The 22,624-nt window shown below is 58.1% G+C and carries 20 protein-coding genes; 9 read left to right on the top strand and 11 right to left on the bottom strand.

Annotation, left to right across the window (positions count from 1 at the left end):
* Positions 1-16 precede the first annotated feature (16 nt).
* From CU102_RS21400 to CU102_RS21375, 6 genes are all read right to left on the bottom strand, one after another.
* Complete coding sequence (locus tag CU102_RS21400; RefSeq protein WP_106713175.1) at positions 17-1,033, bottom strand: LacI family DNA-binding transcriptional regulator; 1,017 nt, start codon at positions 1,031-1,033, stop codon at positions 17-19.
* Positions 1,034-1,317: 284 nt separating this feature from the next.
* Positions 1,318-1,767, bottom strand: coding sequence for a GFA family protein (locus CU102_RS21395; RefSeq protein ID WP_106713125.1), 450 nt, complete (start codon positions 1,765-1,767; stop codon positions 1,318-1,320).
* 64 nt (positions 1,768-1,831) lie between these two features.
* Positions 1,832-2,206, bottom strand: a complete 375-nt coding sequence (locus CU102_RS21390) for a DUF488 domain-containing protein (protein WP_106713174.1) — start codon at positions 2,204-2,206, stop codon at positions 1,832-1,834.
* Between the two features lie 409 nt (positions 2,207-2,615).
* Positions 2,616-3,701, bottom strand: a complete 1,086-nt coding sequence (locus tag CU102_RS21385) for an HlyD family secretion protein (protein ID WP_106713124.1) — start codon at positions 3,699-3,701, stop codon at positions 2,616-2,618.
* Positions 3,698-5,263 (bottom strand): MFS transporter, encoded by a 1,566-nt coding sequence (locus CU102_RS21380; protein WP_106713173.1) that lies wholly within the window; start codon positions 5,261-5,263, stop codon positions 3,698-3,700. Before CU102_RS21380 ends, CU102_RS21385 begins: the two co-directional genes overlap by 4 nt.
* 5 nt (positions 5,264-5,268) lie before the next feature.
* The gene (locus tag CU102_RS21375) at positions 5,269-5,742 is read right to left on the bottom strand and encodes a MarR family winged helix-turn-helix transcriptional regulator (protein ID WP_208113862.1); all 474 of its coding nucleotides are present in this window, start codon (positions 5,740-5,742) and stop codon (positions 5,269-5,271) included.
* A 177-nt stretch (positions 5,743-5,919) separates the two neighbouring features.
* Between CU102_RS21375 and trhA the strand changes: the two genes are divergently transcribed.
* Complete coding sequence (trhA, locus tag CU102_RS21370) at positions 5,920-6,570, top strand: PAQR family membrane homeostasis protein TrhA (RefSeq protein ID WP_106713123.1); 651 nt, start codon at positions 5,920-5,922, stop codon at positions 6,568-6,570.
* 3 nt (positions 6,571-6,573) lie between these two features.
* On the opposite strand, the gene CU102_RS21365 is transcribed toward trhA, so the two are convergent.
* A complete protein-coding gene (locus CU102_RS21365) occupies positions 6,574-9,684 on the bottom strand; it encodes an efflux RND transporter permease subunit (protein WP_106713122.1) in 3,111 nt (1,036 codons plus the stop codon).
* Entirely contained in the window at positions 9,681-10,898 is a 1,218-nt protein-coding gene (locus CU102_RS21360; RefSeq protein WP_106713121.1) for an efflux RND transporter periplasmic adaptor subunit, read from the bottom strand. The genes CU102_RS21365 and CU102_RS21360 overlap by 4 nt, the downstream gene beginning before the upstream one ends.
* Positions 10,899-11,136: 238 nt before the next feature.
* On the opposite strand from CU102_RS21360, the gene CU102_RS21355 reads away from it, so the two are divergent.
* Positions 11,137-12,171 carry an ABC transporter ATP-binding protein gene (locus tag CU102_RS21355; protein ID WP_106713120.1) on the top strand — a complete coding sequence of 345 codons (1,035 nt, stop codon included), beginning with the start codon at positions 11,137-11,139 and terminating at the stop codon, positions 12,169-12,171.
* Here the strand turns inward: CU102_RS21355 and CU102_RS21350 are convergent, their stop codons facing one another.
* Entirely contained in the window at positions 12,172-13,842 is a 1,671-nt protein-coding gene (locus CU102_RS21350; RefSeq protein ID WP_106713119.1) for an ABC transporter permease, read from the bottom strand. It lies immediately after the preceding gene.
* A gap of 87 nt (positions 13,843-13,929) precedes the next feature.
* Entirely contained in the window at positions 13,930-14,904 is a 975-nt protein-coding gene (locus CU102_RS21345) for an ABC transporter substrate-binding protein (protein WP_106713118.1), read from the bottom strand.
* A gap of 242 nt (positions 14,905-15,146) precedes the next feature.
* On the opposite strand from CU102_RS21345, the gene CU102_RS21340 reads away from it, so the two are divergent.
* The 6 genes from CU102_RS21340 to CU102_RS21315 all read left to right on the top strand — a co-directional run bounded on the left by CU102_RS21340 (position 15,147) and on the right by CU102_RS21315 (position 21,001).
* On the top strand, positions 15,147-16,250 hold the full coding sequence (locus CU102_RS21340) for an ABC transporter ATP-binding protein (protein ID WP_425351585.1): 1,104 nt from the start codon (positions 15,147-15,149) through the stop codon (positions 16,248-16,250).
* Positions 16,251-16,324: 74 nt separating this feature from the next.
* Positions 16,325-17,461: an ABC transporter substrate-binding protein gene (locus tag CU102_RS21335; protein WP_106713116.1), complete on the top strand. Its 1,137-nt coding sequence runs from the start codon at positions 16,325-16,327 to the stop codon at positions 17,459-17,461.
* Between the two features lie 65 nt (positions 17,462-17,526).
* Positions 17,527-18,348 (top strand): ABC transporter permease, encoded by an 822-nt coding sequence (locus CU102_RS21330; protein WP_106713115.1) that lies wholly within the window; start codon positions 17,527-17,529, stop codon positions 18,346-18,348.
* Positions 18,348-19,157 carry an ABC transporter permease gene (locus CU102_RS21325; RefSeq protein ID WP_106713114.1) on the top strand — a complete coding sequence of 270 codons (810 nt, stop codon included), beginning with the start codon at positions 18,348-18,350 and terminating at the stop codon, positions 19,155-19,157. Before CU102_RS21330 ends, CU102_RS21325 begins: the two co-directional genes overlap by 1 nt.
* Before the next feature lie 4 nt (positions 19,158-19,161).
* Positions 19,162-20,208 carry a LacI family DNA-binding transcriptional regulator gene (locus CU102_RS21320; RefSeq protein ID WP_106713113.1) on the top strand — a complete coding sequence of 349 codons (1,047 nt, stop codon included), beginning with the start codon at positions 19,162-19,164 and terminating at the stop codon, positions 20,206-20,208.
* Between the two features lie 19 nt (positions 20,209-20,227).
* Positions 20,228-21,001 (top strand): phosphodiesterase, encoded by a 774-nt coding sequence (locus tag CU102_RS21315; protein ID WP_106713112.1) that lies wholly within the window; start codon positions 20,228-20,230, stop codon positions 20,999-21,001.
* Between the two features lie 22 nt (positions 21,002-21,023).
* Here the strand turns inward: CU102_RS21315 and CU102_RS21310 are convergent, their stop codons facing one another.
* A complete protein-coding gene (locus tag CU102_RS21310) occupies positions 21,024-21,347 on the bottom strand; it encodes a helix-turn-helix transcriptional regulator (RefSeq protein ID WP_166648512.1) in 324 nt (107 codons plus the stop codon).
* Between the two features lie 520 nt (positions 21,348-21,867).
* On the opposite strand from CU102_RS21310, the gene CU102_RS21305 reads away from it, so the two are divergent.
* Positions 21,868-22,569 carry a L,D-transpeptidase gene (locus tag CU102_RS21305; RefSeq protein ID WP_106713171.1) on the top strand — a complete coding sequence of 234 codons (702 nt, stop codon included), beginning with the start codon at positions 21,868-21,870 and terminating at the stop codon, positions 22,567-22,569.
* Positions 22,570-22,624: the final 55 nt, after the last annotated feature.

Below are 22,624 nucleotides of genomic sequence, written 5' to 3'. Positions count from 1 at the left end.
TTCAATGTGTCTGCCGTCAGGGCATGTTGTCCCTGAGAAAAATATCAATACGGATGTGTTCCTGGCCGGGCACGATTGGGCGACCCTCGCGCAATGCGGTCAGGATGCGCGCGGTGCTTCGGGCCATATGGCCAGCGTCCTGGTTGATCAATGCGTCGACCGTGCCGCGTACAAGGTGACGCCGGGTCGAAGGGGTCAGTTCATGCGCAACAAAAATGACATCAGAAGCCCTGCCCGTCGCCTCCAGTGCGGCGATGGCACCCGCCTGCCCGCCACCGGCATTATAGATGGCGACAAGATCCGGATGATCCTGAAGCAGGGAGCGGCTGGCCGCCTCGACCCGGGCGTTCTCATCGCGGGCCTCGCGCACGGGGAGCACGTCGAGGTTGGGATATTCACGGGAAATGATCTGCTCGAAGCCGAATTGACGCTCGATGTGGTCACGCAATGCGAGCGATCCGGCAATCATTCCGACCTTGCCCTTGCGTGGACCAACGAAGCGGCCAATCAGCGAGGCTGCGGTGCGGCCCGCAGCGAAATTGTCGATGCCGACGAAATGTGCGCGGCGCGAGTTCGGTACGTCAGAAACGAGGGTGAGGACAACCACACCGGCATCCGCGAGTGCATTGATGGCCTCGGTGACAGCCGGGTGATCGAGCGCCACCACGGCGACACCATCAATACCTGACGGCAGCTTTTCCAGTGCGGCGGCAAGCGCAAGGCCATCGAATGTGTCGACATGCTGGATCGACAGGCGCACCCGCTCCTGCAGCTGGCGTTCGCGCGTGGCACGAAACTCGGCGGCAAGCGCCAGCATGAACTCATTCTCGCCGATGGGCAGGATGATGCGGAAGTCATAGTCGCGTCCGCGGGCCAAACGGGATGCGTGGGGATCGGGGAGGAAGCCAAGGTGTTTGATGGCCGCGTTGACGCGTTCGATGGTGCGCGCATGCACACCAATCCTTCCGTTCACGACACGATCAACCGTTGCGAGACTGACACCGGCTTCTCGGGCGACGTCTTCGAGCGTCATCTTGACCACGAGAAAATTCCTCCGACCAAAGTCTTAGATCAGGTCTTTGAGGTGTGCAACTCTTTTTGAGTGGTTTTGATGGGAAATGTGACGACAGGAAAGGCGAGAGGAGGATATGTCACATAGTTCGGTCGAGTTACCCATAGCCGCCTCAATCGACACAACAGCACACCAGACTCCGGCATAACTCGGGCAACAAGTTGCGACTTGTCATACAATGAGTGCGTCCCAGCAGTTGCGCATGGGCATGTGAACTGACGGGATTGCATGCGTATGTCGCGACATCATTTATCGGCTGCCGCGTCATGAAAGCCATCGCTGGGCCGCCGCCGGGTACTTGGAGTGGACGAGTGCTCGACCTCCTCCCCTAAAACGGTCGTCCAAACGTGCTTTCGATGCTCGTACACGGAAAATTTTGGAGCAGGAAAGCTCGGATCGGCAAATGCGCCGAGAGGTACTGCAGTGACACCGGGCCAGCCTTCGATGATGTTTGCGACCGTCGAGCCGCAAGCCGAACAGAACTGATACGTGGCCTTATGGCCGCTATCGGCTACCCGAACCCAGGTGCGAAATTCGCCTGTGACCCTCACGCGCTCATCAGGCCATCGCGCCTGAGCGGCGAACGCACTTCCGGTTCTTTTCTGGCAATCCAGGCAATGACAAACCGAGACGCGGACCGGTTCACCCTCGCAAGTCGCCTTAAGCTGCCCGCATCGGCATGTGGCTACACGCATTGATCATACCCTCCTCCGAAGTGCCCCAGGTCAGTGCCAGTGGGCTTTACAGGTGGTCGTTCTGTTAATTTCCCTCAAGAAGCACTTCCTTCAATACGATTGCATCATTGTGCAGTTCGTCACGCGCGCTGTAGACGAGCGTGACCGATTGTTTTTTAGCCAGGGTGCGGATCTGGTCAAGTCGTGACGAATGTTGCGCAAGTTCGGACCTGTACCGGTGCTGGAATTCCGGCCAGCGCCCAGTGTCGTGGCCAAACCATTTTCGAAGTTCGATGCTCGGAGCAATATCCTTTGCCCAGTCATCGATTGCGGCTTCCGCCTTGCTTATCCCGCGAGGCCAAAGCCGATCGACCAGAATCCGTATGCCATCGTCGGGCATGACCGGATCGTAAGCGCGCTTCAAGCGGAGGTGCGAGACAGGAATCGGTCGCCTTGTCATTCTGCTGTCTCCCCTTCGAAGGCGGCAGGCGGCTTCGTACGCTTCCGCAAGATCCGCTGCCGCCTTGCGGATAACAGTGCTTGCATCATAACAAGACCGCGTTTTCCGGCAATACTCCCGGACACGCATGCCGTCTTCCGCGGCTGGCACCGCTGATATCATCAGTTCATGAATGGCATAACGTCGATCTGTTCATCGACGACCGAGAAGTCAAGGACGCAAACGGCGGTGCAGATGCGGATCGTTGAACGGGCTGCAGTCGGCATTTACTGTGTGCCTGCGCCCGACCGGAGATCGTAATGATCTCGGTCGAACCAAGTGCGCATTGTGGTAATATGCTGCTAGACGGTACACGTCGCTGCATTCCTTGTACGGGGATTAATTTAGCAAGAACTTTCTGGCGCCTCTCTCAACCTGCAGCGTCTTGCGTGGGACCCATGGCGGTGTTGCCAGTGCCTTGCGTTTCGGCGGTCACCAATGACACAACCGCTGACATGCCCGGCCGCAGGCGGTCAAGCCCGGGCTGATTTGGATCGAACGTGATCTTGACCGGGATGCGCTGGACGATGCGGGTAAAGTTACCGGTCGCATTGTCAGGCGGCAGCAGCGCAAATTGTGCGCCACTGGCTGGCGAGAGGCTCTCGACGTGGCCCATGAAGTCTATTCCAGGAATGCCGTCGATTGAAATGGCGACACCGTCCCCGCTCTGCATCGCCGGAATCTGCGTTTCCTTGAAATTGGCGACAACCCAGAAATCCTGGGGAACGACAGCGATCAATAGCGTACCGGGCCGTACATACTGTCCGACCCTGGCTTGCCGTTCGCCGACCCAGCCATCCGATGGCGAGCGTACGAGGGTGTTTTCGAGGTCGATCTCGGCGAGCTTGAGTGTTGCTACTGCCGCGTCGATATCCGCCTCAAGCTGCGGGCGCTGGGTTTCCAGCACACTCATCTGCTGCCTGGCGGCACTCACATTGGCGGTCGCTTCGGCAATTTTCGCCTGCGCCTGGAGATTGGTCGCTTCGGCCTCATCGCTTCTCGATTGTGAAACCCAGCCGCCGCCGGTCAGTTCATGAACCCTGGCGAAATCGCGAGCAGCACGGTTAGCGTCGGCATCTGCTCCACGCAGCGTCGCGACCGCCTGTTCGATGACGGCCTGTTGCAGATCGATGCGGCTTGCAAGGTTGCCTAGCATCGCGCGCCGTGTGGCGACACCGGCTGCGGCCTGATCCACCTGGGCGCGATAGTCGCTGTCATCAATCCGGAACAGGATGTCTCCGGCCTTCACGGGCTGGTTGTCGCTGATATGGACTTCCGTGATGTAACCGGCGATCTTGGGGCTCATCGGCGTCACGTCACCGCGCACGTAGGCGTTGTCCGTGGAGGTCGATCGCAATGACGTTACCCACCGTCCTGGCGCCATCGACGTAGAGGCAGCGGCAAATACGGTCCCCGCGACGAGGAGCCCGCTTATTCCTGCGGTTAAGAGCTTCATGATGGTTCTCCTGAAAGGGATTCCTTGCTTCGCAAAGGCGAGGACTGGCCGATGGCGATAACCCCCAAAGCGCTGATGGCCAAGACGGCAGCGACGATAAGGAATGCGTCATTGAATGAAAGGACCCACGCTTCGCGGCGGGCGGCGGATGCCAACAGGCCTACCGTCCGGGCGGTTGCACCCGCATTGTCGACGATCCGGTTTGCAAATGTAGCGGCAAGAGCCGAGACGCGGTCTGCATCGAGCGGGTGATAAAGCGATACGTTCTCGGTAATGATGTTTGAGTGGAACTTTTGGCGCTCGGTAACGAAGTGGGAGACGATGCCGGTGCCGAGGGTCGTGCCGCCGAGCGTTGTCACATTGAATGCGAGCGAGGCAGTCGGTAAATCTGCCGGCTTCAGCGACCCTGAGCCGATCACCAGCGCGGGAACCAGGAACAACAGCTGACCGGCCGAATAGACGACGAGCATCAGGCGGAATTGCTCGGCGGCAAAAAGTGCTGTCCCACTGATCCCCACGGCAGTCCCGGCGGCACAGAGCAAAAGGCCGAAGGCCATCACCGTTCGCGTATCGAAATGATGCATCAGCCGCCAGACCAAAGGCAGCGCAACCAGTTGCGCCATCACGGCCCAGAGCATGAGTTCAGCGACCTCAAGCGGCCGGTAACCCTGCACCACGCTAAGAAATTGCGGCACGAGATACGAGGTTACAACCACGCCCACGCGGAACACGAGATTGAGCCCGATCGGAATGCCGAATTTGCGCGACAGCAGCAGCCGAGGCGCCATGAGCGGCATCGGCGAGAAGCGCGCAAGGAAGACAAAGCCTGCAAGGGCGCCCATGAAGACTGTTGTCCACCAGACGATCATGTCATTTTCGAACCAGAAGCGGCGTGTCCCCTGACTGAGGACAAGGGCCAGGGAGGCAAGGGTGAGCGACAGCAGGAATACCGCCACCCAGTCGGTCTTCAGTGCTGACCAATCCGGCAGCTGGCGCGGCAACCAGGTATAGGCGGCTCGCGCCAGCACCACACCGATGCCAGCCTGAACGAGGAACAGCGTCTGCCAGCCAAAACTGTCTTCGACAAAACCGGAGATGACAGGCCCTGATGTCGTAGGGAAAACAAGCACGAAAGCCAGCAGCGTTACGCCGAAGGGGAGACGCGGTCCGCCCATCACCGTGAATACAGTTACGAAGGCGGCCGGACCGAAGCCGCCAGCCGAAAAGCCCTGGATTGTCCGCAGCGCGATCATCACAGCGAGAGCGGGGGCTGTCGCGCAAGCAAGGGCCGTGATCGCATACACGGTCGCGCTCAAGGCGAGATACCTGCCAATCCCCAAAGTCCTGATGAACAGTCCTGACGTGACGATGCCGACGAAACTGGCCATGGTATAGACGGTGAGTATCCACGATGCCTCGTCGGGCGTGGAAAACACGCCGCCCTGGACGTCAGCGATATTGGACGAGGGGAACTGCGCCGCAAGGCTGACAAGAAATGACCCTGCCAGACCAGTGACGAGGAACAGAACCTTCCCGCTTGTCAGTGGGGCTGGCGTGGTCATGGCGGTCACTGCAGCTCTGGCGCGGCGCTGCTGGCGCTCGCTGCGAAATCACAGGCAGTGACGGAATGCAGGATGGCGCGCAGGTCGGAAGCGCGGTCATTTCCGAAAGAGGATTCGAATTGCGACTGGGCCTCGGCCCAGGCCTCGCGCGCGGCGCTGAGCCGTTCAACGCCAAGCTCGGTCAGCTGCAACTCCTTGCTCCGGCGGTCGGTGCGTCTGGTCATGACCGCAACAAGGCCCTCCCGCTCCAGCGGCTGAATATTACGGCCGAGGGTCGTGCGGTCCATCACCATTTCCGCCGCCAGAGCATTGATCGTGAGTGGTCCCCGATTTCCAAGTTTTGCGAGAATCGAGAACTGGGTCGTGCGTAATCCGGTCGGCGCCAGGAACTGGTCATAATACTGCGTGACGTGACGGGTCGCCTGACGCAGAGCCAGGCAGTTGCACAGGTCGGGGTTCATATCCAGAAGGCGTGTCATGAAGTTCCAGTCCCTCATATAGGTGCATATGCGCATAATATAGGAGCATATGCACCTATATGTCAAGCAGGTGTTGTAGGCCGCTACGCGCTGGACAATTGGCCTTCAACGTACAATGTTGATGAGAGAAATCCGGCGGCCGTTCGCGGGAACCAGTTGGGTCAGAGGACCAGCAATATGCGCAAGCCACCATCTGTAGCCGCTGTCATTTACAGGGACTATTCGCTTGCGGAAGTGCGCGCCGACAGCGCCATCCATATTATCGGGGTTGTTATGGCGGTGGCCGGATCCATCGCACTTCTGGCGTTCATGGTTGATCGCACGGCCACAGGAGCCTACATCGCGACGGCGATCTATCTTGCAACGCTCGTCCTCTCAATCAGCATTTCCGCAGTTTACAACGTGTGGCCGGTTTCACCGGTCAAGCTATTCTTGCGTCGCTTCGACCACTCGGCGATCTATCTCCTGATCGCCGGGACGTACACGCCGTTCATTGCCAAGAGCGGAACGTGGTGGCTGCTGGCGACCGTCTGGGCAATCGCTGTTGCCGGTGTTCTTCTGAAACTCCTCATGCCGAACCGTTTCGACAGATTGTCGATCGGATTGTATCTTGCCCTCGGCTGGAGCGGTGTAACTGCCTATCACGAGCTTGCGGGGACGCTTTCGGCATCGATCCTTTGGCTCATTCTGATCGGGGGCCTTGTTTATTCCTTCGGCGTTATCTTCCACGTCGTCGAACGGCTGCCGTTTCACAACGCTATATGGCATGGGTTTGTCTTGGTCGCAGCAAGCATTCACTACGCGGCGGTCTGTTCCGCAGTCGTTTAGAGATCATTCGGCAGCGACAGGCGCTTGCCTTCCTAATATCGCGTTTCCCAATCTTCTCAGGGCATGTGACAGGTCCTCCATGTAAAGGAAGAGAACCGGCGTAATGAACAGCGTCAGGATCTGCGAAACGACCAGCCCGCCGACAACTGCGACGCCGAGGGGCTGGCGAAGCTCGGAACTCGCACCGGCGCCGATTGCAATGGGGATGGTGCCCATCAAAGCGGCAAATGTCGTCATCATGATCGGCCGGAAACGCACGAGGCAGGCCTCGCGGATAGCGTCAAGCGAAGTCTCGCCTGCCCTTTGGCGGACAAGGGCAAAATCGATCATCATGATGGCGTTCTTCTTGACGATGCCGATCAGCATGAGGATGCCGATGATCGCGATGACGCTGAGATCGTAACCGAACAGCTCGAGGGTTGCGAGCGCCCCGGCAGCGGCGGCCGGGAGTCCGGTCAGGATGGTGAGCGGGTGGACAAAGCTCTCGTAGAGGATGCCGAGCACGATATAGATGGTCAGGATTGCGGCGCCGACAAGCAGACCCTGATTGGCGAGCGACTGCTGGAACACCTGGGCGGTACCAGTAAAGCTCGAGGTGATGGTGCTCGGGACGTTGAGATGCGCCTTCAGCGCATCGAGTTCCTGCAGTGCCTGTCCGAGCGATACCCCTTGCGGGAGATTGAAGGAAATGGTGACGGCAGGCAGCTGGCCAAGCTGACTGACCGCCAGCAGGCCGGTCTTGCGTTCAACATGCGCAAAGGCTGACAATGGTATCAGCTTGTTGGTTGTAGTTGACCGAATCTGCATCTGATCGAGCTTGTCAGCGGTCCACGGAATTGCGGGATCGAGTTCGAGAATGACCTGGTAGCTGTCGCCAGTCGAAAATATGGTCGACGCCTGATTGGTACCGAAAGCATAATACAGCGTGTTGCGAAGCTGATCGGAATTGATGCCGAGGAGATGCGCCTTGTCCTGATCAATCACTAGATTGGCCTGGAGCGCATTGTTTTGCAGGTTGCTTGAGACGTCGATGAAAGTCTGGCGGTCCTGCTGCATCGTCAGCATGATCTTTTGTGACCAGGGGTAGAGGTCAGCAGCGTTGACGCTTTGAAGAACATATTGGTATTGCGCGTTGGAGGAGACGCCGCCAATCCGCAGATTTTGTACGGCAACGGGATAGCTGTTTATGCCCGGGACTTTCGCCAGCGTCCGGCGCAGATCGCTCAGAACGCTCTCAAGCGGCGCACGCTCCGATTTCGGCTTCAGTTCAACAAAGAAGCGTCCCTGATTGAGACTGGACGAGTTAAAGCCCCCGCCAACGTTGGATACGAAATGCGCAACGTAAGGCCGGCTGGATATGGCGTCCGCCACCTGCTTTTGCAGGTCAACCATGGCATCGAACGAGATATCCTGCCGCGCTTCGGTCGAGATCGAAAGCTGTCCGATGTCTTCGGTCGGGAGGAACCCCTTGTTGATCGTGGAGAAGAGATAGACGGTCGCAACGACTGTCAGCACGAACACCGCAAGGATCACCGGGCGAAAGCGCAGGCAGAGATCGAGGACGCGCGCGTAGGCCGACTGCACGGTATCAAAGACGCGTTCAGTGAATGGTTTTCGATCGGCGCCCTCGCCGTGCTTCTCGCCGCGCAAATGACTGCACAACATTGGCGTCAGCGTCAGCGAGATCAATGCGGAGGCCATGATGGCGACGGTGACGACGACGGCGAATTCGTTGAAGATTCGGCCGACGACGCCGCCCATGAGCAGGATGGGTATGAACACGGCAACGAGCGAAGTGGTGATCGATATGATGGTAAAGCCGATCTCCGCACTGCCCTTCATCGCCGCCTCGAACGGCGACATGCCGTCTTCGATATGCCGCGTGATGTTTTCGAGCATGACAATCGCATCGTCAACAACCAGGCCCACCGACAGGGTGAGACCGAGGAGGGAAATGTTGTCGATCGAAAACCCGAGCACGTACATGGCGCCCAGGGTCGCGATCAGCGAAAGCGGTACCGCAATGATCGGAATCATCGTGGCGGATAGCCGGCGCAGGAAGACGAAGATGACCATGATCACCAGGGCAATTGTGAGTATGAGCGTGAACTGCACGTCGGAGACCGCCTGGCGTATCGATTGAGAGCGGTCATTGACTATGTGAATGCTGGCTGAAGGGCCGAGGTCCTGCGTGAATTGCGGCAGTATGGCCTTGACGCGATCGACGACATCGACCGTATTGGCGCCGGGTTGGCGGAACACGGCAAGGACCAGCGATGGCTTGCCGTCATACCTGCTTTCGGTCTGCGTGGTGGCAACCGAATCGATCACCCGCGCCACGTCGCTAAGACGGACCAGCTTGCCGTTGGGCGAAGCAATAATGATCTGGCGAAATGTATCGGCGTTCTGTGCCTGCGTATCGGCTTCAATCGCCATTTGCTGCGTCGGACTGGAGATCGTGCCGACCGGCGCGATCGAATTGTTGGCCGCCACGGCATTTGTCAGATCGTCAAGGCCGATGCCGCGGGCGGTGGTGGCGTTGGGATCGACCTCAATGCGCACCGCGTACTGCTTGGTACCGAGAACCTGGACTTCACCCACGCCGGCGATTGTCGAAAAGGCGGGTGACATCACGTTTTCAGCGTAATCGTCGAGCCTGGACAATTGCATCGTATCGCTTTGCAGGGCGACCAGGACAACGGGCGCATCGGCCGGATTGGTTTTCCGGTAGCTGGGCGGGTCTGTCATACTCGGAGGCAGTTTTCGCAGCGTGCTGGCGATCGCTGCTTCAACGTCGGCTGCTGCCTGATCAATATTCCGGTTCAGGTCGAATTCGAGGGTGATCTGGGTTGAACCGAGCGTGCTGGTCGAACTGATCGTCGAAATGGACTGGATCGTCGAGAATTGCTTGATCAGCGGCGTCGCAACCGCATTGGCCATCGTATCGGGGGCGGCGCCTGGAAGTTTGGCCGAAACCGTTATGATCGGAAAATCCACCTCCGGCAAGGCGGCAACCGGCAGGAACCGGTAGGCAAAAAGACCGGAGGCTGCGAGAGCAACGGAAAGCAGGATCGTCGCGATGGGCCGCCGGATGAATATGGATGAGATGTTCATTGCCTCGCCTCGACGTCGGCAAGTGAAGACGCATCTGACGATGTCCGCACGGTCGCGCCATCCTGCAAATGCAGCTGGCCATCAACGACGACTTGGTCCCCGGGCTTGATGCCCGATGCGATGACGGCCGTATCGCCAACCGAGCTGGTGAGGGTGACTGGCTGCATGGCGGCGGTCTTGTCCGCACGGACCAGGAAGACAAAGGAGCCGTTATTGCCTTGCTGGACCGCGATAAGCGGAACGGTCGTAGCGTTCTTCTGCAGGCTTAGATCGACAATGGCCGTCACATACTGGCCGGGCCAAAGCGCACCGTCGCGGTTATCCAGATCGGCTTTCAGGACGACCGTCCCTGACGCGGTATCGACGCTTGAATCGATGAAATTCAATGTTCCCGTCGCAATCGTTTCGCTGCCCCCGGGAAGTTGGATCTGAACCCTCGTTGGGTGGTCGGCCACAGCCGCCCTGAGTGCAGGGAGATCGCTTTCGGCGATGGTGAAAGCGACGCGAAGCGGTGCCATCCGGGTGATCGTCAAGAGGCCGTTGCCGGTATCGGCCGTGCGGACGAGATTTCCCAATGACGTGTTGACCACGCCGACGCGGCCGTCAATCGGCGCAGCGATGGTCATATAGGACAGTTGAACCTGATCGGCCTCGATCTGGGCCTTGTCCATGGCAATGGAGGCTTCGAGCACCTTCACGGCGGCATCGGCCTGATAAACCTGCTGATTGGTGTCGACGCGCTGTTTCTCAAGGTTCTGTGCGCTCGAGAGATCGAGATTGGCGGCCACGAGACTGGCCTGGTCCTTGGCGAGCTGGGCCTGGTCCTTGTCGATCATGGCACGGATAGCGCGGTCATCGAGACGGAAGAGCACGTCACCCGCCTTTACCATCTGGCCGTCGGTGACGTTGTCGGCGATGACGACGCCGTCGATCTGCGGCCTGACGGCAACGGTATCGATGGGTTCGATGGTACCAACCACAGTCTTGGAGACGGGAACGTCCTCGGTCTTCGCTTCGGCAACAACAACCGAAGGCACGGCACTCCCCTTCCCCCGCTTCCCTGTCGCGGTTGCTTCCTTTTCGGTCGAAAGCGACGCGGACGGCATTGCACTTGTGTCAGGTGCCGATGCGCGCAGGGACAACTCGGGACAAGCAAGGAAATAGCCAACGCCGATAGTGACTGGAATAGCAATCGCAAGGCCGATACGCTTCATGCAATTAACTTTCGTTGATGAGCGCCGAATGTCTCAGGACTAATCCCTCTACGCGCCATTACAAATTATAGTTTTGTAATGATTTGAGGCTGCATTTCGGTAGTTCCTGTGCAACGTGCAGGTGCCGATTGGGTTTTTCGCGGGGCCCCTTCCCGAGATCAATTGCGCGTCACACAATTGTTACAGCTTCGGGCCCATAGGCGGTGCCAGAACTCCGGAAGAAATTGAAACCAAACGCATGACTGAAATCCTCATCCAGAACCTGACGAAACGCTTTGGCGCAACCACCGCCCTCAACGATATCTCGCTCAGCTTCCCATCCGGCTCGTTTACGTCGCTGCTTGGCCCATCAGGTTGCGGTAAGACAACGTTGCTGCGATTGCTTGCGGGATTTGAAGCGCCGGATGAAGGTGAGATACGGTTTGGCGGCAACCTGGTCGCGGACGAGCGACAGCAAAAATTGCCGGAAGAACGCGGTGTTGGCGTGGTCTTCCAGTCCTATGCGCTCTGGCCACATATGGACGTGGCAGAGAACGTCGCTTACCCGCTGAAGACACGCAAGGTTGCCAGAGGCGAGATCGCCGGTCGCGTCAACGCTGTTCTTGAGAGTGTCGGCCTTGACGGCTTTGCAAGTCGGCGGATCGATGAACTTTCCGGTGGCCAGCGCCAGCGTGTCGCCCTCGCCCGGTGCCTGGTGGCGGATGCAAAGATCATTCTCTTTGACGAACCGCTTGCCAATCTCGACATGCATCTCAGGGCATCGATGGTGGAGGCATTCCGCGAAATCCACCGCCGTACCCGCGCGACGATCGTCTATGTCACCCACGATCAATCGGAGGCTCTGGCTCTCTCCGACCGTATTGCAGTCATGAGCGGAGGTACCATCCTGCAGCTGGGCTCTCCTGCCGAGGTTTATCACTCGCCGTCCGACCAGAAAGTAGCCTCCTTCATCGGCCGCGGAGCGGTTGTATCCGGGCATGTCATGCAAAGGAACGGTGCATCGACCCTCCTCGACATTGGCGGCTATAGCGTCAATGCGCGCGGTCGGGCCAACGGTGGCGACCGGGTGCAGGTTCTGCTGCGCCCGGAAGCGCTCGGCCTTGCTGAAGAAGGGCTTGCTGCTGCGGTACGGGAGAGCACCTATCGCGGGCCGGTGCACGAGACACGGCTCGATCTTGCCAATGGCGAGCATGTGACGCTCGACAGTCCCGTGGCGCTAACGCCTGGAGAAACCGCGCGTGTTGCTGTCAAGGACGCGTGGATCATTCCCTGATCAGCGCCAGGGCAGCACGCCGGCGGGCAGTCTCTTGCCAAGTCGATCCAGAACGAGCAGCAACGCGATAACCACCATGATCGTTGTGACGGCGATCGCCGCTGCCTGTGTACCGAGCCCGGCCTCCTCGAGGCTGAACAGCACGACGCCTAGTGTCTCGTTGCCGCTCGACCAGAGCAGCGCCGAGACCGTCAATTCGTTAAAGGCGCTCATGAAGACGAGCAATGCCCCGGCCACCGCAGCGGGCGCCGCCAAAGGCGTAGTGATGGTCAGCATCCGGCGTAGGGGCCGCGCGCCGGAAACCGCTGCCGCTTCATTGAGGTCACGCGAGATTTGCCCAACCGCCGTGGTGACTGGCTTCATTGCGAGAGCGAAGAATCGCATGAGATATGCGACCAGAATGATCCATGCAGTGGCATATAAGCTGCCGATCAGCGGCAATGGCCGCAGGAACAGAAGGATGCATGCTATGGCAAGCACGATACCGGGGAGCGCGTAAGGCAGCTCGATGGCGCCGTGCAGGATGCGTTGAGACAGGCGTGAGAACCGCTCTATACCAATCGACAAGGGAATGGCGCCAAAGGCGAGGATCAGCGCTGCTCCCCCGGCGAGCATGGCCGAATTGCGGAAGGCGCGGCTAGTCGAAGCCTGGCGCAACAGGACTTCCTCGAAATTGGCGAGGGTTGCCGTGTTCCAGGTAAGCGGCACGCCGAAGGAAGGAATGATCGCGGTGGTCACCAATGCCAGGCCCGGCAAAATCAGCATGAACAGGATGGCCAGCCAGCCGAGCAGCGCGAGCGGCAGGCGCCATCGTCCCAGGGCAAAGCGTGCGGGTGTGCCTGACGTAAACCGATGGCCTGCCTTTCGCAGCGCCAGCGCCTGCAGCGTAACGCCAAGCAAGGCGAGTATAGCGATCAGCACGGACAGTGCCGCGACCTGCGGCAGAACGCTGGGACCGAAACTGGCGATACGTTGGTAGATCAACGTTGTCAGGGTCAGATAATTGACAGGCATCCCAAGCAGCGCGGGGATGCCGAAATTGCCAACGCCGGAAACGAAGGCGAGTGCTGTGGCCGCGACGAGATAGGGCCGGACCATCGGCAGGACAATTGTCATCAGCACCCGAACCGGCGATGAACCCGCCGAGCGCGCAGCTTCCACCAGATCACGTGGCACGCGCGATAGTCCGGCCCGCAGCGTTACAAAGACAATCGGTGCATGCTGAATAGCATAAAGCAGAATGATGCCATTGCGTCCGAGAAGCGGATTGGCGGTACCTGGGGGTGGTGCAAGGCCAAAGGCGCCGAGCAGCGTGCTGGACGGCCCAAACAGGTGGAGCCATGACAGCGCCATCACCTGCGGTGCGATCATCAGCGGAAGCAGTAGGAGAAAGCCCAGGGACCGTCGCGTTGGCAGATCGGTCATCGCAACGCCAACAGCGAAAGGCGCTCCGATCACAAGCGCTAGTAGGGCGCCAAAAACGGCCGTATCCAACGTGTTCAGAGTGGCACGAACTGCCGAAGGGCTGGAGAGACGGCCTGCAAGAGCTGCAATGTCAAGTTCGCCGCCAGGTGCGACAGCAGCCAGGAGCAGACGCGTGACGGGAAGCAGGCTGAGAAGCAAGATGACGCCGAGGACAATAAGGCGCGACAGACGGATGTTGTGCCACATTCCCCGCCAGATCGACGGCAGAAGGCCCGCATCTGAGGATGCGGGCCTTGCGGTGTTGCGATCAGGTTGAGTGACAACCAAGAGTATTTACTGTCCCATTACTTCGCTGAACTTTTCCTTGTTGGCAGTATCGTTCGCAAGGGCCGCGGCCGCGTCATAATTCAGGACCCTGATGGCGGTGCGATCCGGGTAGCCGGCCGGCAGGCCCGCATCCGCACGGGCCGGTATGTACCCCTGCTTGACGGCGACCTTCTGGCCTTCTTCCGACAACAGGAAATCGACGAACGCTTTGGCCGCATCAGGGTTTTTTGCGGTTGAAAGGATGGCGACCGGTTCCGTCACCGCGGAAACACCCTCTTTCGGGAACACGAATTCGACCGGGGACCCCTTGGCCTTCTCACGGATCGGCATGTAGTCGACGATCATGCCGAAGAGCTTGTCGCCGCCGCTGACGGCCTTCAGCACATCGCCATTGCCGCCCGATGCCTGGGCGCCATTCCTGGCGAGCTCAGCGTAATAATCCCAGCCCTGCGGCAGATTCCCGGTGAGCGTGACTGTGTGGATCATCGCAGCGCCGGAGGTAAGCGGGCTTGGCATACTCACAAGGTTCTTCGCTTCCGGTTTCGTCAGGTCGCCCCAGCTTGTCGGAACGAACGGTGCCTTCGTGTTATAGACGATACCGGTGGTGATCAGCTTGGTCGAAAAATAGGTACCATCCTTGTCGACCAAAGCTGAGTCGATGCCTTTCGTATCGGCATCCTTGAACGGAAGCAGGCGCCCTTCCTTCTTGAGCCCTTCCATCGTCACGACATCCGAGATCAGGAGGACGTCGGGCTGGGGATTGCCGGCCTCGATCTCGGCGCGGAGCTTGGCCATGATCTTGGGCGTTCCATCCCGCACCCACTCGACTTTGATGCCAGGGTTCTTAGCCATGAAAGCATCGGCGGTCTGCTGGGCATCGGTATTGGGCTGGCTCGTGTAAAGCACGAGCGTGCCTTCGGCGGCAAATGCCGGATGAAGCCCGGCGGCCAAGAAAATGGTAGCAGCGAGAAGTTGGCGCATGGTGACCCCTTTGTGGAATGACGCGAACCGGCGGTTGTGTCGCACAGGTTCCAAGGTTTAACCAACCTCTATACAAGCCGGATAACGGTTCTATGACATTCTAACCGCGGACTACCTTTTCGGCCCTTGCAGGTGAAAAGGGAGTAGGTATTCCCTTTTCAATATTTTTAACTTGTCACGCCGCTGTTATATACGGACAGTAGAAAGAAAACATTGCGCAGCTGTGCAATCGGGGACGTGAAATGACTATGCAGACTTTCCTCGAGGTGGAGAAAATCAGCGTTGGCTATGGTACGACGACCGTTCTCGCTGACCTCGATCTTGGTATTGGAAAAGGTGAGTTCGTCGCCCTACTCGGGTCGTCCGGCTGTGGAAAGACGACGCTACTTCGCACAATTGCTGGCTTCGCGAGGCCGTCTGCAGGTTCAATCCAGGTTGACGGGCGCGATGTCACGCAAATGGCGCCCGACAGGCGCGGTATGGCGCTGGTGTTTCAATCCTATGCACTATGGCCGCATATGACTGTCGCACAAAACATCGGTTACGGGTTGAAATTGCAAAAGCGATCGCGCGGAGACATCGAAGCGAAGGTTGCCGAGATGCAAGACCTGCTTGGCCTTTCCGGTCTCGGCAATCGCAAGCCGGGACAGCTTTCCGGAGGACAGAGACAGCGAGTAGCTTTGGGCCGTGCCCTGGCGATCGATCCGGAAATTCTCCTGCTCGATGAACCGCTCTCCAATCTCGACGCGCGCATCCGGCTGACGGTTCGCCATGAAATCCGCTCTTTGCAACAACGTCTCGGCATTACGGCCATACACGTTACCCATGATCGCGAGGAAGCGATGGTGATGGCCGACCGCATCGTGATCATGAATGCCGGGCGTATCGAGCAGCAGGGGTCGCCTGAGGCGGTCTACAACAAGCCCGCCTCGCCTTTCGTTGCCGCCTTCATGGGTGCGGAAAATCTTCTGTCCATGCAAGCACGGGTCACTGGCGAACAGATCGAATTACACGAGGGCGCCTTCAACTCATCCACGGTGACAGCACGGAGCGGACGGAAATTGCTCAGTGGACCTGTCGAGCTACGCTTCCGTGCCGAGGCGGCGCGCCTAGTAAGCAATAATGATACAGCTGCGCGCGAGCCGGGGGCGCTTGAGCTGCGCGGTCAGGTGGCCAGCGTCAGCTATCCAGGCGGTCATTGGCGCCATGCAGTGCGGCTCGGAACGGACGAAATACTCGTCGATTCCATCACCCCATTTGCCCAGGGAGAGACCGTGAAAGTCCGTATACCGGCACAGTCGCTGTTCATCTTCAACACGCCGGAAGCGCCGGCACCCGCACATTGAGAAATTGGCATTCGTGACACGGCTGCCACGACAAAAGACTGCCATCCATAAATGTTTGCTCACGGGAGTTATCAATGAAAACGCTTCTACAGACCTCACTTATCCTTGGACTGGCGGCAACGCCTGCCTCAGCGGCGGATCTGACGGTTTTGACAGCTGGTGACCAGAACATGGTTGACTACGTCAATGATTACCTTGCGCCCATTTTCGAGAAAGAAAATCCTGGCACGACGGTGCGCGTGGTTGGAACAGGACCAGGCGACGCTGGTTCACAGAAGATTGTCGAGCGGTTTGACGCGCAGGCCAAGGCGAATGTCGACAAATGGGATGCGGATGTTGCCGTCGTCCATGAGAAGTTCGCCGGGCCATTAGTCAAGGAGGGCTACCTGGAGTCTTACCGTTCCAAGATCCCTTCGGGCGAGATGGTTACCAGCGAAAAGGCCAAGATGGCGCTCGGTGCGAACGTCGACGGTTATGTCATGCCGATGTTCTCCAGCCAGACAGCGATTGCCTACAATCCTGCGCTTATTCCAAACCCGCCGAAGAGCTACGAGGAACTTGTTGCGTGGGCCAAACAGAATCCGAAGCAGTTCGGCTACAACGGCATCAAGGGCGGTGCGTCGGGCGTCAGTTTCGTCATGGGCTGGATCTACGCCTTTGGCGATGGCGACGCGAACAAGCTGATGAACGGTCCGTTTGAAGAAGCCGAGACCAAGAAGTGGGACAAGGCCTTCGCCAGCCTCAAGGATTTCACAACCAACGCCACCCTAACCCCGGGCAATGCCGGAACGCTCGACATGCTAAGCCGCGGTGAAATTGCCATGGGTCCGGTATGGGTCGACATGTTCTATTCCTGGCAGGCCGATGGCAAACTGCCGCCGGAAATGAAACTGGTGCTGCCGGCGCCAGGCATGCCGGGACAGCCGATGCACTACGTTATTCCGGCAAAGAGTCCCAACACCGATCTGGCCGAGAAGTTCGTTGCGCTCGCCACCAGCCCGAAGGTTCAGGCGGACGGTATCGTCAAGCGCTTCAACTGGTATCCAGGTATCGATGCTAAATTTGTGCAACCGGAACTAGACAAGGCAAGCTGGGACAAACTCTTCGTCGATATTTCACCGGACGACCTAGCTACCAAGGCCAAGCCTTTTCCGATCGCTCCCTATAATTCAGCGATTCTCGAAGCTTACGAAAAGAATGTAGCCAACTAATAGGTTTGCAGAGCAAGGGGTCGCGGGATTGACCTGCGAGCCCTCCCCTCCCCCGGAAACCCGCAATGCAGAAACGCCTCCTCGCCATCCTCCTTGTTCTGCCAGCATTGATCATGATCGTGCTGTTCTTCATCGTGCCGCTTTTCGCTTCCGTTGTCGGTGCATTTGAAGTTGGAGGAACGATGGGTCTCGGCAATTTCACGAAATCGTTCGAGCTCTACTCGAGCGACATGATCTTCACGCTGGTGATCGTGACTGTTTCAACGGTTCTTATCGGCCTCTTTTCCGTATCTATCGGCGGATATCTTACCCTCGGTGAAAATCCCCGAGCGATGGCCGCGTTGCGTTGGCTTTATCGCTGGCCGATGTTCATTCCGTTTATCGTCGTCGGCCAGGTCATGCGCACTTTCCTTGCCAAGAATGGCCTGATGAACAACATACTCGTCAGTCTCGGCCTGTTGACGCCCCTGCAGACAGTCGGCTTTCTCGACTGGCGCGGGATTGTCATTGCTTTTGTCTGGAAGCAGACCCCATTTGTCACGCTGCTCGTTGCAGGCGCTATGGCATCGCTTGACCGCAGTACGATAGAGGCGGCGCGCAACCTTGGCGCTTCCCGTCTGCGTATCCTGATTGAGATCGTTCTGCCGCAGATTGCGGCTACGCTGATGGTGGGTCTGATTCTGTCCTTTGTGACCATGATGTCCGTTCTGTCCGTTCCGCTGATGATCAACGCACAATCTCCGACAATGCTCACCGCCGATATTGCTTTCCGAATCAACGCCCATGGCGATTATGGCGTCGCCAATGCATTGGGCTTGATCTCACTGTTGTTAACTGCCGGCGCAGCTCTGATATATCTGCGCCAATCGGTGAAGGAGCGTTCGTAATGGCTCGCATCGATCTCTGGTGGCTGCCACGCGCCCTTGTTCTCGGTCTGCTTGCGTTCATCATTTTCGGGCCACTGAGCAATCTCGTTCTCTGGACCATAGCGGAGAAATGGTACTTCCCGCATATGCTGCCACTGGAATATGGTTTGAGCTTCTGGCAACGGGTATTTTCACCGCGCGGCAATGCCATGGAGTCATTGCTGACGAGTATTGTTATTGCCGCATTGACCGTCATTGCGTCGTTGGCGTTGGCGATCCCGGCGGGTTATGCGCTCTCCCGGCTGACACTTCCATTCCGCGGGCTGATCCTTCTGGCATTCTTGATCCCGCAGGCATTTCCGAACCTTCCAGTTTACGTGAACATTGCCCGGTTCTTTTATCAGATCGGGCTCAATGGAACGATTGCTGGCGTGGTGATGGTGCATGTCACCCACGGGCTCGTCTACGCCGTGTGGATTGCAACAGCGGCGTTTTCGGCAGTGGATGTCGATCTTGAGGAGGCTGCGCGTTCGATCGGAGCTGGCCCGTTTCATGCGTTTCGCGATGTGACGCTGCCCCTCGCCGCCCCTGGCCTTATGGCCAGCGCCATCTTCGTGTTTCTGGAGTCGCTCGATGAATTCACCGGCACGTATTTTGTCGGTGCTCCGGATGTGACCACACTGCCACTGTTGCTTTATACGGCAGGTTCAGGCGGCAATTATCAGATTGCCTCTATCACCGCGCTGCTGTTGCTCGTTCCCTCGATAGGCTTCATGCTGATCGTCGAGCGATTCTTGCGCGCCGATGTGCTTTCCAAGGTTGGGCATTAGACATATGGGATCCAAGGGTAAGAAGTCATCGAAAGACGACAAGCAGTATGTAAGCGCGTTGCAGGTCGCAAAACATGCTGGCGTATCGCGCTCGGCTGTCTCACGGGCATTTACGCCCGGCGCCAGCGTCTCAGCCAAAAAGCGCGAGAAGATCATGGAGGCCGCGGAAGCGCTCGGTTATCAGGTCAACGACCTTGCACGCGGGCTTCTCGCACGCAAGAGCCGCCTGGTCGGGCTAGTCGTCACCAATCCTGAGCTTGGTTACCGGTCGCATCTCGTGGCAGCGCTCACGAAGGCGCTGATTCAGCGCGGCAGCGTTCCGATCGTCATCAATACCGGCCAGACTGACGATGAATTGGTGGCTGCCCAGAAAACTCTGTTCGGTTATCGTGCCGAGGCAACAATTATCCTGTCCGGATCGCCGCCCTCCTCTTTTGTTGACCTTGCGCGCCGCAATGGTCAGCCGTTGATTGTGCTGGGACGGTCAGAGACGGGCGCGGACGACGTCAATATCGACAATGAGGGTGCTGGGCGTGAAGCGGCGCGGCAATTCCTTGCCAGCGGATGCAGGAAGCTCGGTTTTGCAGGAGCACTCTCGCGCACGCCAACGACTGTTGAGCGCGAATATGGTTTCCAGCACGAGGCGGAGCTTCTTGGGGCTGCCGTGAAAATAGGAAATGGCCGCAACTCAAACTATGCCGGTGGTCAGGAAGCTGCCGAACAGTTGTTTTCCGGGGCGGACCACCCCGATGCGGTGTTCTGCGTGAATGATCTCGTGGCATTTGGCCTGATTGACTATGTCCGGCGGCACACCAAACTCCGGGTCCCGAATGATCTGTCTGTGATCGGGTTCGATGATATCCCCGAAGCGGCGTGGGACGCCTATAATCTTACCACTTTCAAGCAGGATGCTTCGGTGATGGCCGCGCATGCGGTAGCGCTACTCGATCGCCGCGATGCTGAGCCTGACCATCCGCCCGTGCATGAACGCCTGACTACCCGTCTGATCGAGCGTGGTAGCGCGCGGCTCCGCACGGTCATTCCTTCCTGATCAACCCTCGGACCAATCCATGAAAATCATCCAGGTGACCGATCTGCATCTCGTGACGCCGGGCGAGACTCTATGTGGTCTTGACCCGTTGGCGCGGCTAAAAGCGTGCATCTCCGATATCAACCGAAACCACGGCGACGCTGCGCTGGTCATTTTTACGGGCGACCTGAGTGAAACCGGCGACGAGGTCACATATCGGGCGTTGTCCGATGAATTGGGCAAGCTCATTCCGCCATTCCGCTTGATGCTCGGTAACCACGATAATCGCATCGCATTCCGCCACGTGTTCGGTGGGGGAAATCGGGATGACGGCTTCATCCATAGTGTCGAGGATACCCCGGAAGGCCGGTTGATCATGCTCGACACGCTACTCCCAGGACGGCCGGAAGGGCGCCTTGACGACGTCCGTCTGCGTTGGTTGCAACAGCGACTGGAAGAAGCAAGTAACCGCCCTGTGTTTCTCTTCTCACATCACCCGCCCTTTCCCATCCATATGCCGCTTCTCGACAGGATGGGCATTGTCGAGGCCGATGCCCTTCATGCACTCCTGGAGCAACACGGTAACGTCAGGCATATTTTTGCCGGCCATGCGCATCGGCCGATCGCCGGCAGTTGGCGGGGTATTCCCGTCAGCGTCCTGCGCGGGACCAATCATCAGTCGGCACTTGATTTTTCTCCGGACAGAATTGCGATTACGCACGAGCCGCCCGCCTATGCTGTGATCTTCATCGACCGCGACAGCGTGATCGCGCATTTTCATGATTTTCTCGATCGCTCGGCCGCCTATCGCTGAGTACGTATTGTCGCTGTGTCGGTCACTGGCCGCTTCGGCTTATCGCCCGAATGTGTTCAGACGGCGTGCAGGAATAGGTTGTCCGGTAAAGTTTGCTAAACCGGCCAGGGTTCGAAAAATGTAACTTGGCCGCCAGATGCCTTACCGACGTTACCTGTCCATCGAGAATCATCGCGCGGGCAGCGGCGATACGATAATTGGCGAGAACCTGAATCGGGGTGGCATTGTGGTATTTCCGGTAGAGCCGCTGCAGGGCGCGAATATTGATCCCGGTCTTGGCAGTGATGTCGGCAATGGTGATGGGATTATAGATATTCTCGCGTATGTATTGCTCGGCAAGGCACATCTGTCGTTCAGCTGCGCGTGTGGGCCCGCGGCGGGAACGGTTCGGGGGAGGGGTATTCTCTTCCTTATCTATGATGAATGGATTGGCGTCAGGAAGAGATCTGCAGTCTCGACGGTGGTCATCTGGCATTGTGATGGTCCTGATCTAATCTCAAATCAGACGGCAAGAATACAATCACACGTAGAAAAAGTGAAAGCATAAAACGACAGATTGTACACTAATAAAGCGAATGTGCCGTTCTGGATATTCGACCTAGGCGAATCTCCCTGTGATCGCTGCTGTTGACAGCTGTCAACTGTCCTCGGTGTTAACCCACAAGGAATGCGGAGTTGATTACGCCGGACAGACGAAAGAGCGTTGTTGACAGCTGTCAACGAGCCGGCCGGTCCGTTGGTTAAAAAGCGATGCATCAGCTTTAGGGTTTGTAAACCACAATTCCATACAGTTTGAACAATTGCCATCTTTGTAAGCGAGTACCGAATTGTTCAAGCGTAAACAGGCAGTCCCACACGCACTGCAGATGCCGATGATTTCCCGCCGCCAGCTTTTGATTGGAGCCGGTTCAGTCGCGGTGTTCGGTGCATCCGGCTGCACGCAAACAACCTTTGAAATGCCGGAACTGAACATCGACGCCATGCCGACGAGCGGAATTCGTCCGCAGATCAGTATCGACAAATCTGTAACCGTTCCGGACGTGATGTATGCGGCGGTCCAGGAAGGGCCGTATTCGTTGCCCGCCATTCCGTATCAAAAGATTCCGGCCCAGTTCCGCCGCCAGATTGTAGTCGATCCGACGGGCGAGCAGCCAGGGACGATCGTCGTGCGGCTGCAGGAAAAGTACCTGTACCTCGTGCAACCGGGCGGTGATGCCATCCGCTACGGCGTCGGTATCGGCAAGGCTGGATTTCTCTGGAACGGCCGGGCCAATATTCAGTACAAGAAAGAATGGCCGCGCTGGACGCCGCCGCGAGAAATGATCCAGCGCAAACCGGAACTGGCCAAATACGAGCATGGGATGGAGCCGGGTCCAGAGAACCCGCTCGGCGCGCGCGCACTGTATATTTTCAAGGATGGCGTCGACACCGGATATCGAATCCACGGTTCGCCGGAATGGTGGTCAATCGGCCAATCCATGTCGTCCGGCTGTGTTCGCTTGATCAACCAGGACATCATCGATCTTTACAACCGTGTGCCTGGGAAGGCGACAGTAGTGGTTGGCTAACGGCGAGAAACCGTCTACTAATAGTGTACCAACTTCCATGTGATTCGTTGCAAAA

The organism is Phyllobacterium brassicacearum, from assembly GCF_003010955.1.
Classification (GTDB): Bacteria; Pseudomonadota; Alphaproteobacteria; order Rhizobiales; family Rhizobiaceae; genus Phyllobacterium; species Phyllobacterium brassicacearum.
The sequence above is the reverse complement of the archived record's forward strand: the minus strand, read 5'-3'. Positions and strand labels throughout refer to the sequence as shown.

What these genes read in the sequence shown, in the direction of transcription:
- CU102_RS21390 (WP_106713174.1), bottom strand. Translation starts at nt 2,206, where the DNA reads ATGACAAGGCGACCGATTCCTGTCTCGCACCTCCGCTTGAAGCGCGCT.
- CU102_RS21380 (WP_106713173.1), bottom strand. Translation starts at nt 5,263, where the DNA reads ATGACCACGCCAGCCCCACTGACAAGCGGGAAGGTTCTGTTCCTCGTC.
- CU102_RS21340 (WP_425351585.1), top strand. Translation starts at nt 15,147, where the DNA reads ATGACTATGCAGACTTTCCTCGAGGTGGAGAAAATCAGCGTTGGCTAT.
- CU102_RS21375 (WP_208113862.1), bottom strand. Translation starts at nt 5,742, where the DNA reads ATGACACGCCTTCTGGATATGAACCCCGACCTGTGCAACTGCCTGGCT.
- CU102_RS21360 (WP_106713121.1), bottom strand. Translation starts at nt 10,898, where the DNA reads ATGAAGCGTATCGGCCTTGCGATTGCTATTCCAGTCACTATCGGCGTT.
- trhA (WP_106713123.1), top strand. Translation starts at nt 5,920, where the DNA reads ATGCGCAAGCCACCATCTGTAGCCGCTGTCATTTACAGGGACTATTCG.
- CU102_RS21350 (WP_106713119.1), bottom strand. Translation starts at nt 13,842, where the DNA reads ATGTGGCACAACATCCGTCTGTCGCGCCTTATTGTCCTCGGCGTCATC.
- CU102_RS21400 (WP_106713175.1), bottom strand. Translation starts at nt 1,033, where the DNA reads ATGACGCTCGAAGACGTCGCCCGAGAAGCCGGTGTCAGTCTCGCAACG.
- CU102_RS21335 (WP_106713116.1), top strand. Translation starts at nt 16,325, where the DNA reads ATGAAAACGCTTCTACAGACCTCACTTATCCTTGGACTGGCGGCAACG.
- CU102_RS21330 (WP_106713115.1), top strand. Translation starts at nt 17,527, where the DNA reads ATGCAGAAACGCCTCCTCGCCATCCTCCTTGTTCTGCCAGCATTGATC.
- CU102_RS21395 (WP_106713125.1), bottom strand. Translation starts at nt 1,767, where the DNA reads ATGCGTGTAGCCACATGCCGATGCGGGCAGCTTAAGGCGACTTGCGAG.
- CU102_RS21355 (WP_106713120.1), top strand. Translation starts at nt 11,137, where the DNA reads ATGACTGAAATCCTCATCCAGAACCTGACGAAACGCTTTGGCGCAACC.
- CU102_RS21325 (WP_106713114.1), top strand. Translation starts at nt 18,348, where the DNA reads ATGGCTCGCATCGATCTCTGGTGGCTGCCACGCGCCCTTGTTCTCGGT.
- CU102_RS21365 (WP_106713122.1), bottom strand. Translation starts at nt 9,684, where the DNA reads ATGAACATCTCATCCATATTCATCCGGCGGCCCATCGCGACGATCCTG.
- CU102_RS21345 (WP_106713118.1), bottom strand. Translation starts at nt 14,904, where the DNA reads ATGCGCCAACTTCTCGCTGCTACCATTTTCTTGGCCGCCGGGCTTCAT.
- CU102_RS21385 (WP_106713124.1), bottom strand. Translation starts at nt 3,701, where the DNA reads ATGAAGCTCTTAACCGCAGGAATAAGCGGGCTCCTCGTCGCGGGGACC.
- CU102_RS21305 (WP_106713171.1), top strand. Translation starts at nt 21,868, where the DNA reads ATGCCGATGATTTCCCGCCGCCAGCTTTTGATTGGAGCCGGTTCAGTC.
- CU102_RS21315 (WP_106713112.1), top strand. Translation starts at nt 20,228, where the DNA reads ATGAAAATCATCCAGGTGACCGATCTGCATCTCGTGACGCCGGGCGAG.
- CU102_RS21310 (WP_166648512.1), bottom strand. Translation starts at nt 21,347, where the DNA reads ATGTGCCTTGCCGAGCAATACATACGCGAGAATATCTATAATCCCATC.
- CU102_RS21320 (WP_106713113.1), top strand. Translation starts at nt 19,162, where the DNA reads ATGGGATCCAAGGGTAAGAAGTCATCGAAAGACGACAAGCAGTATGTA.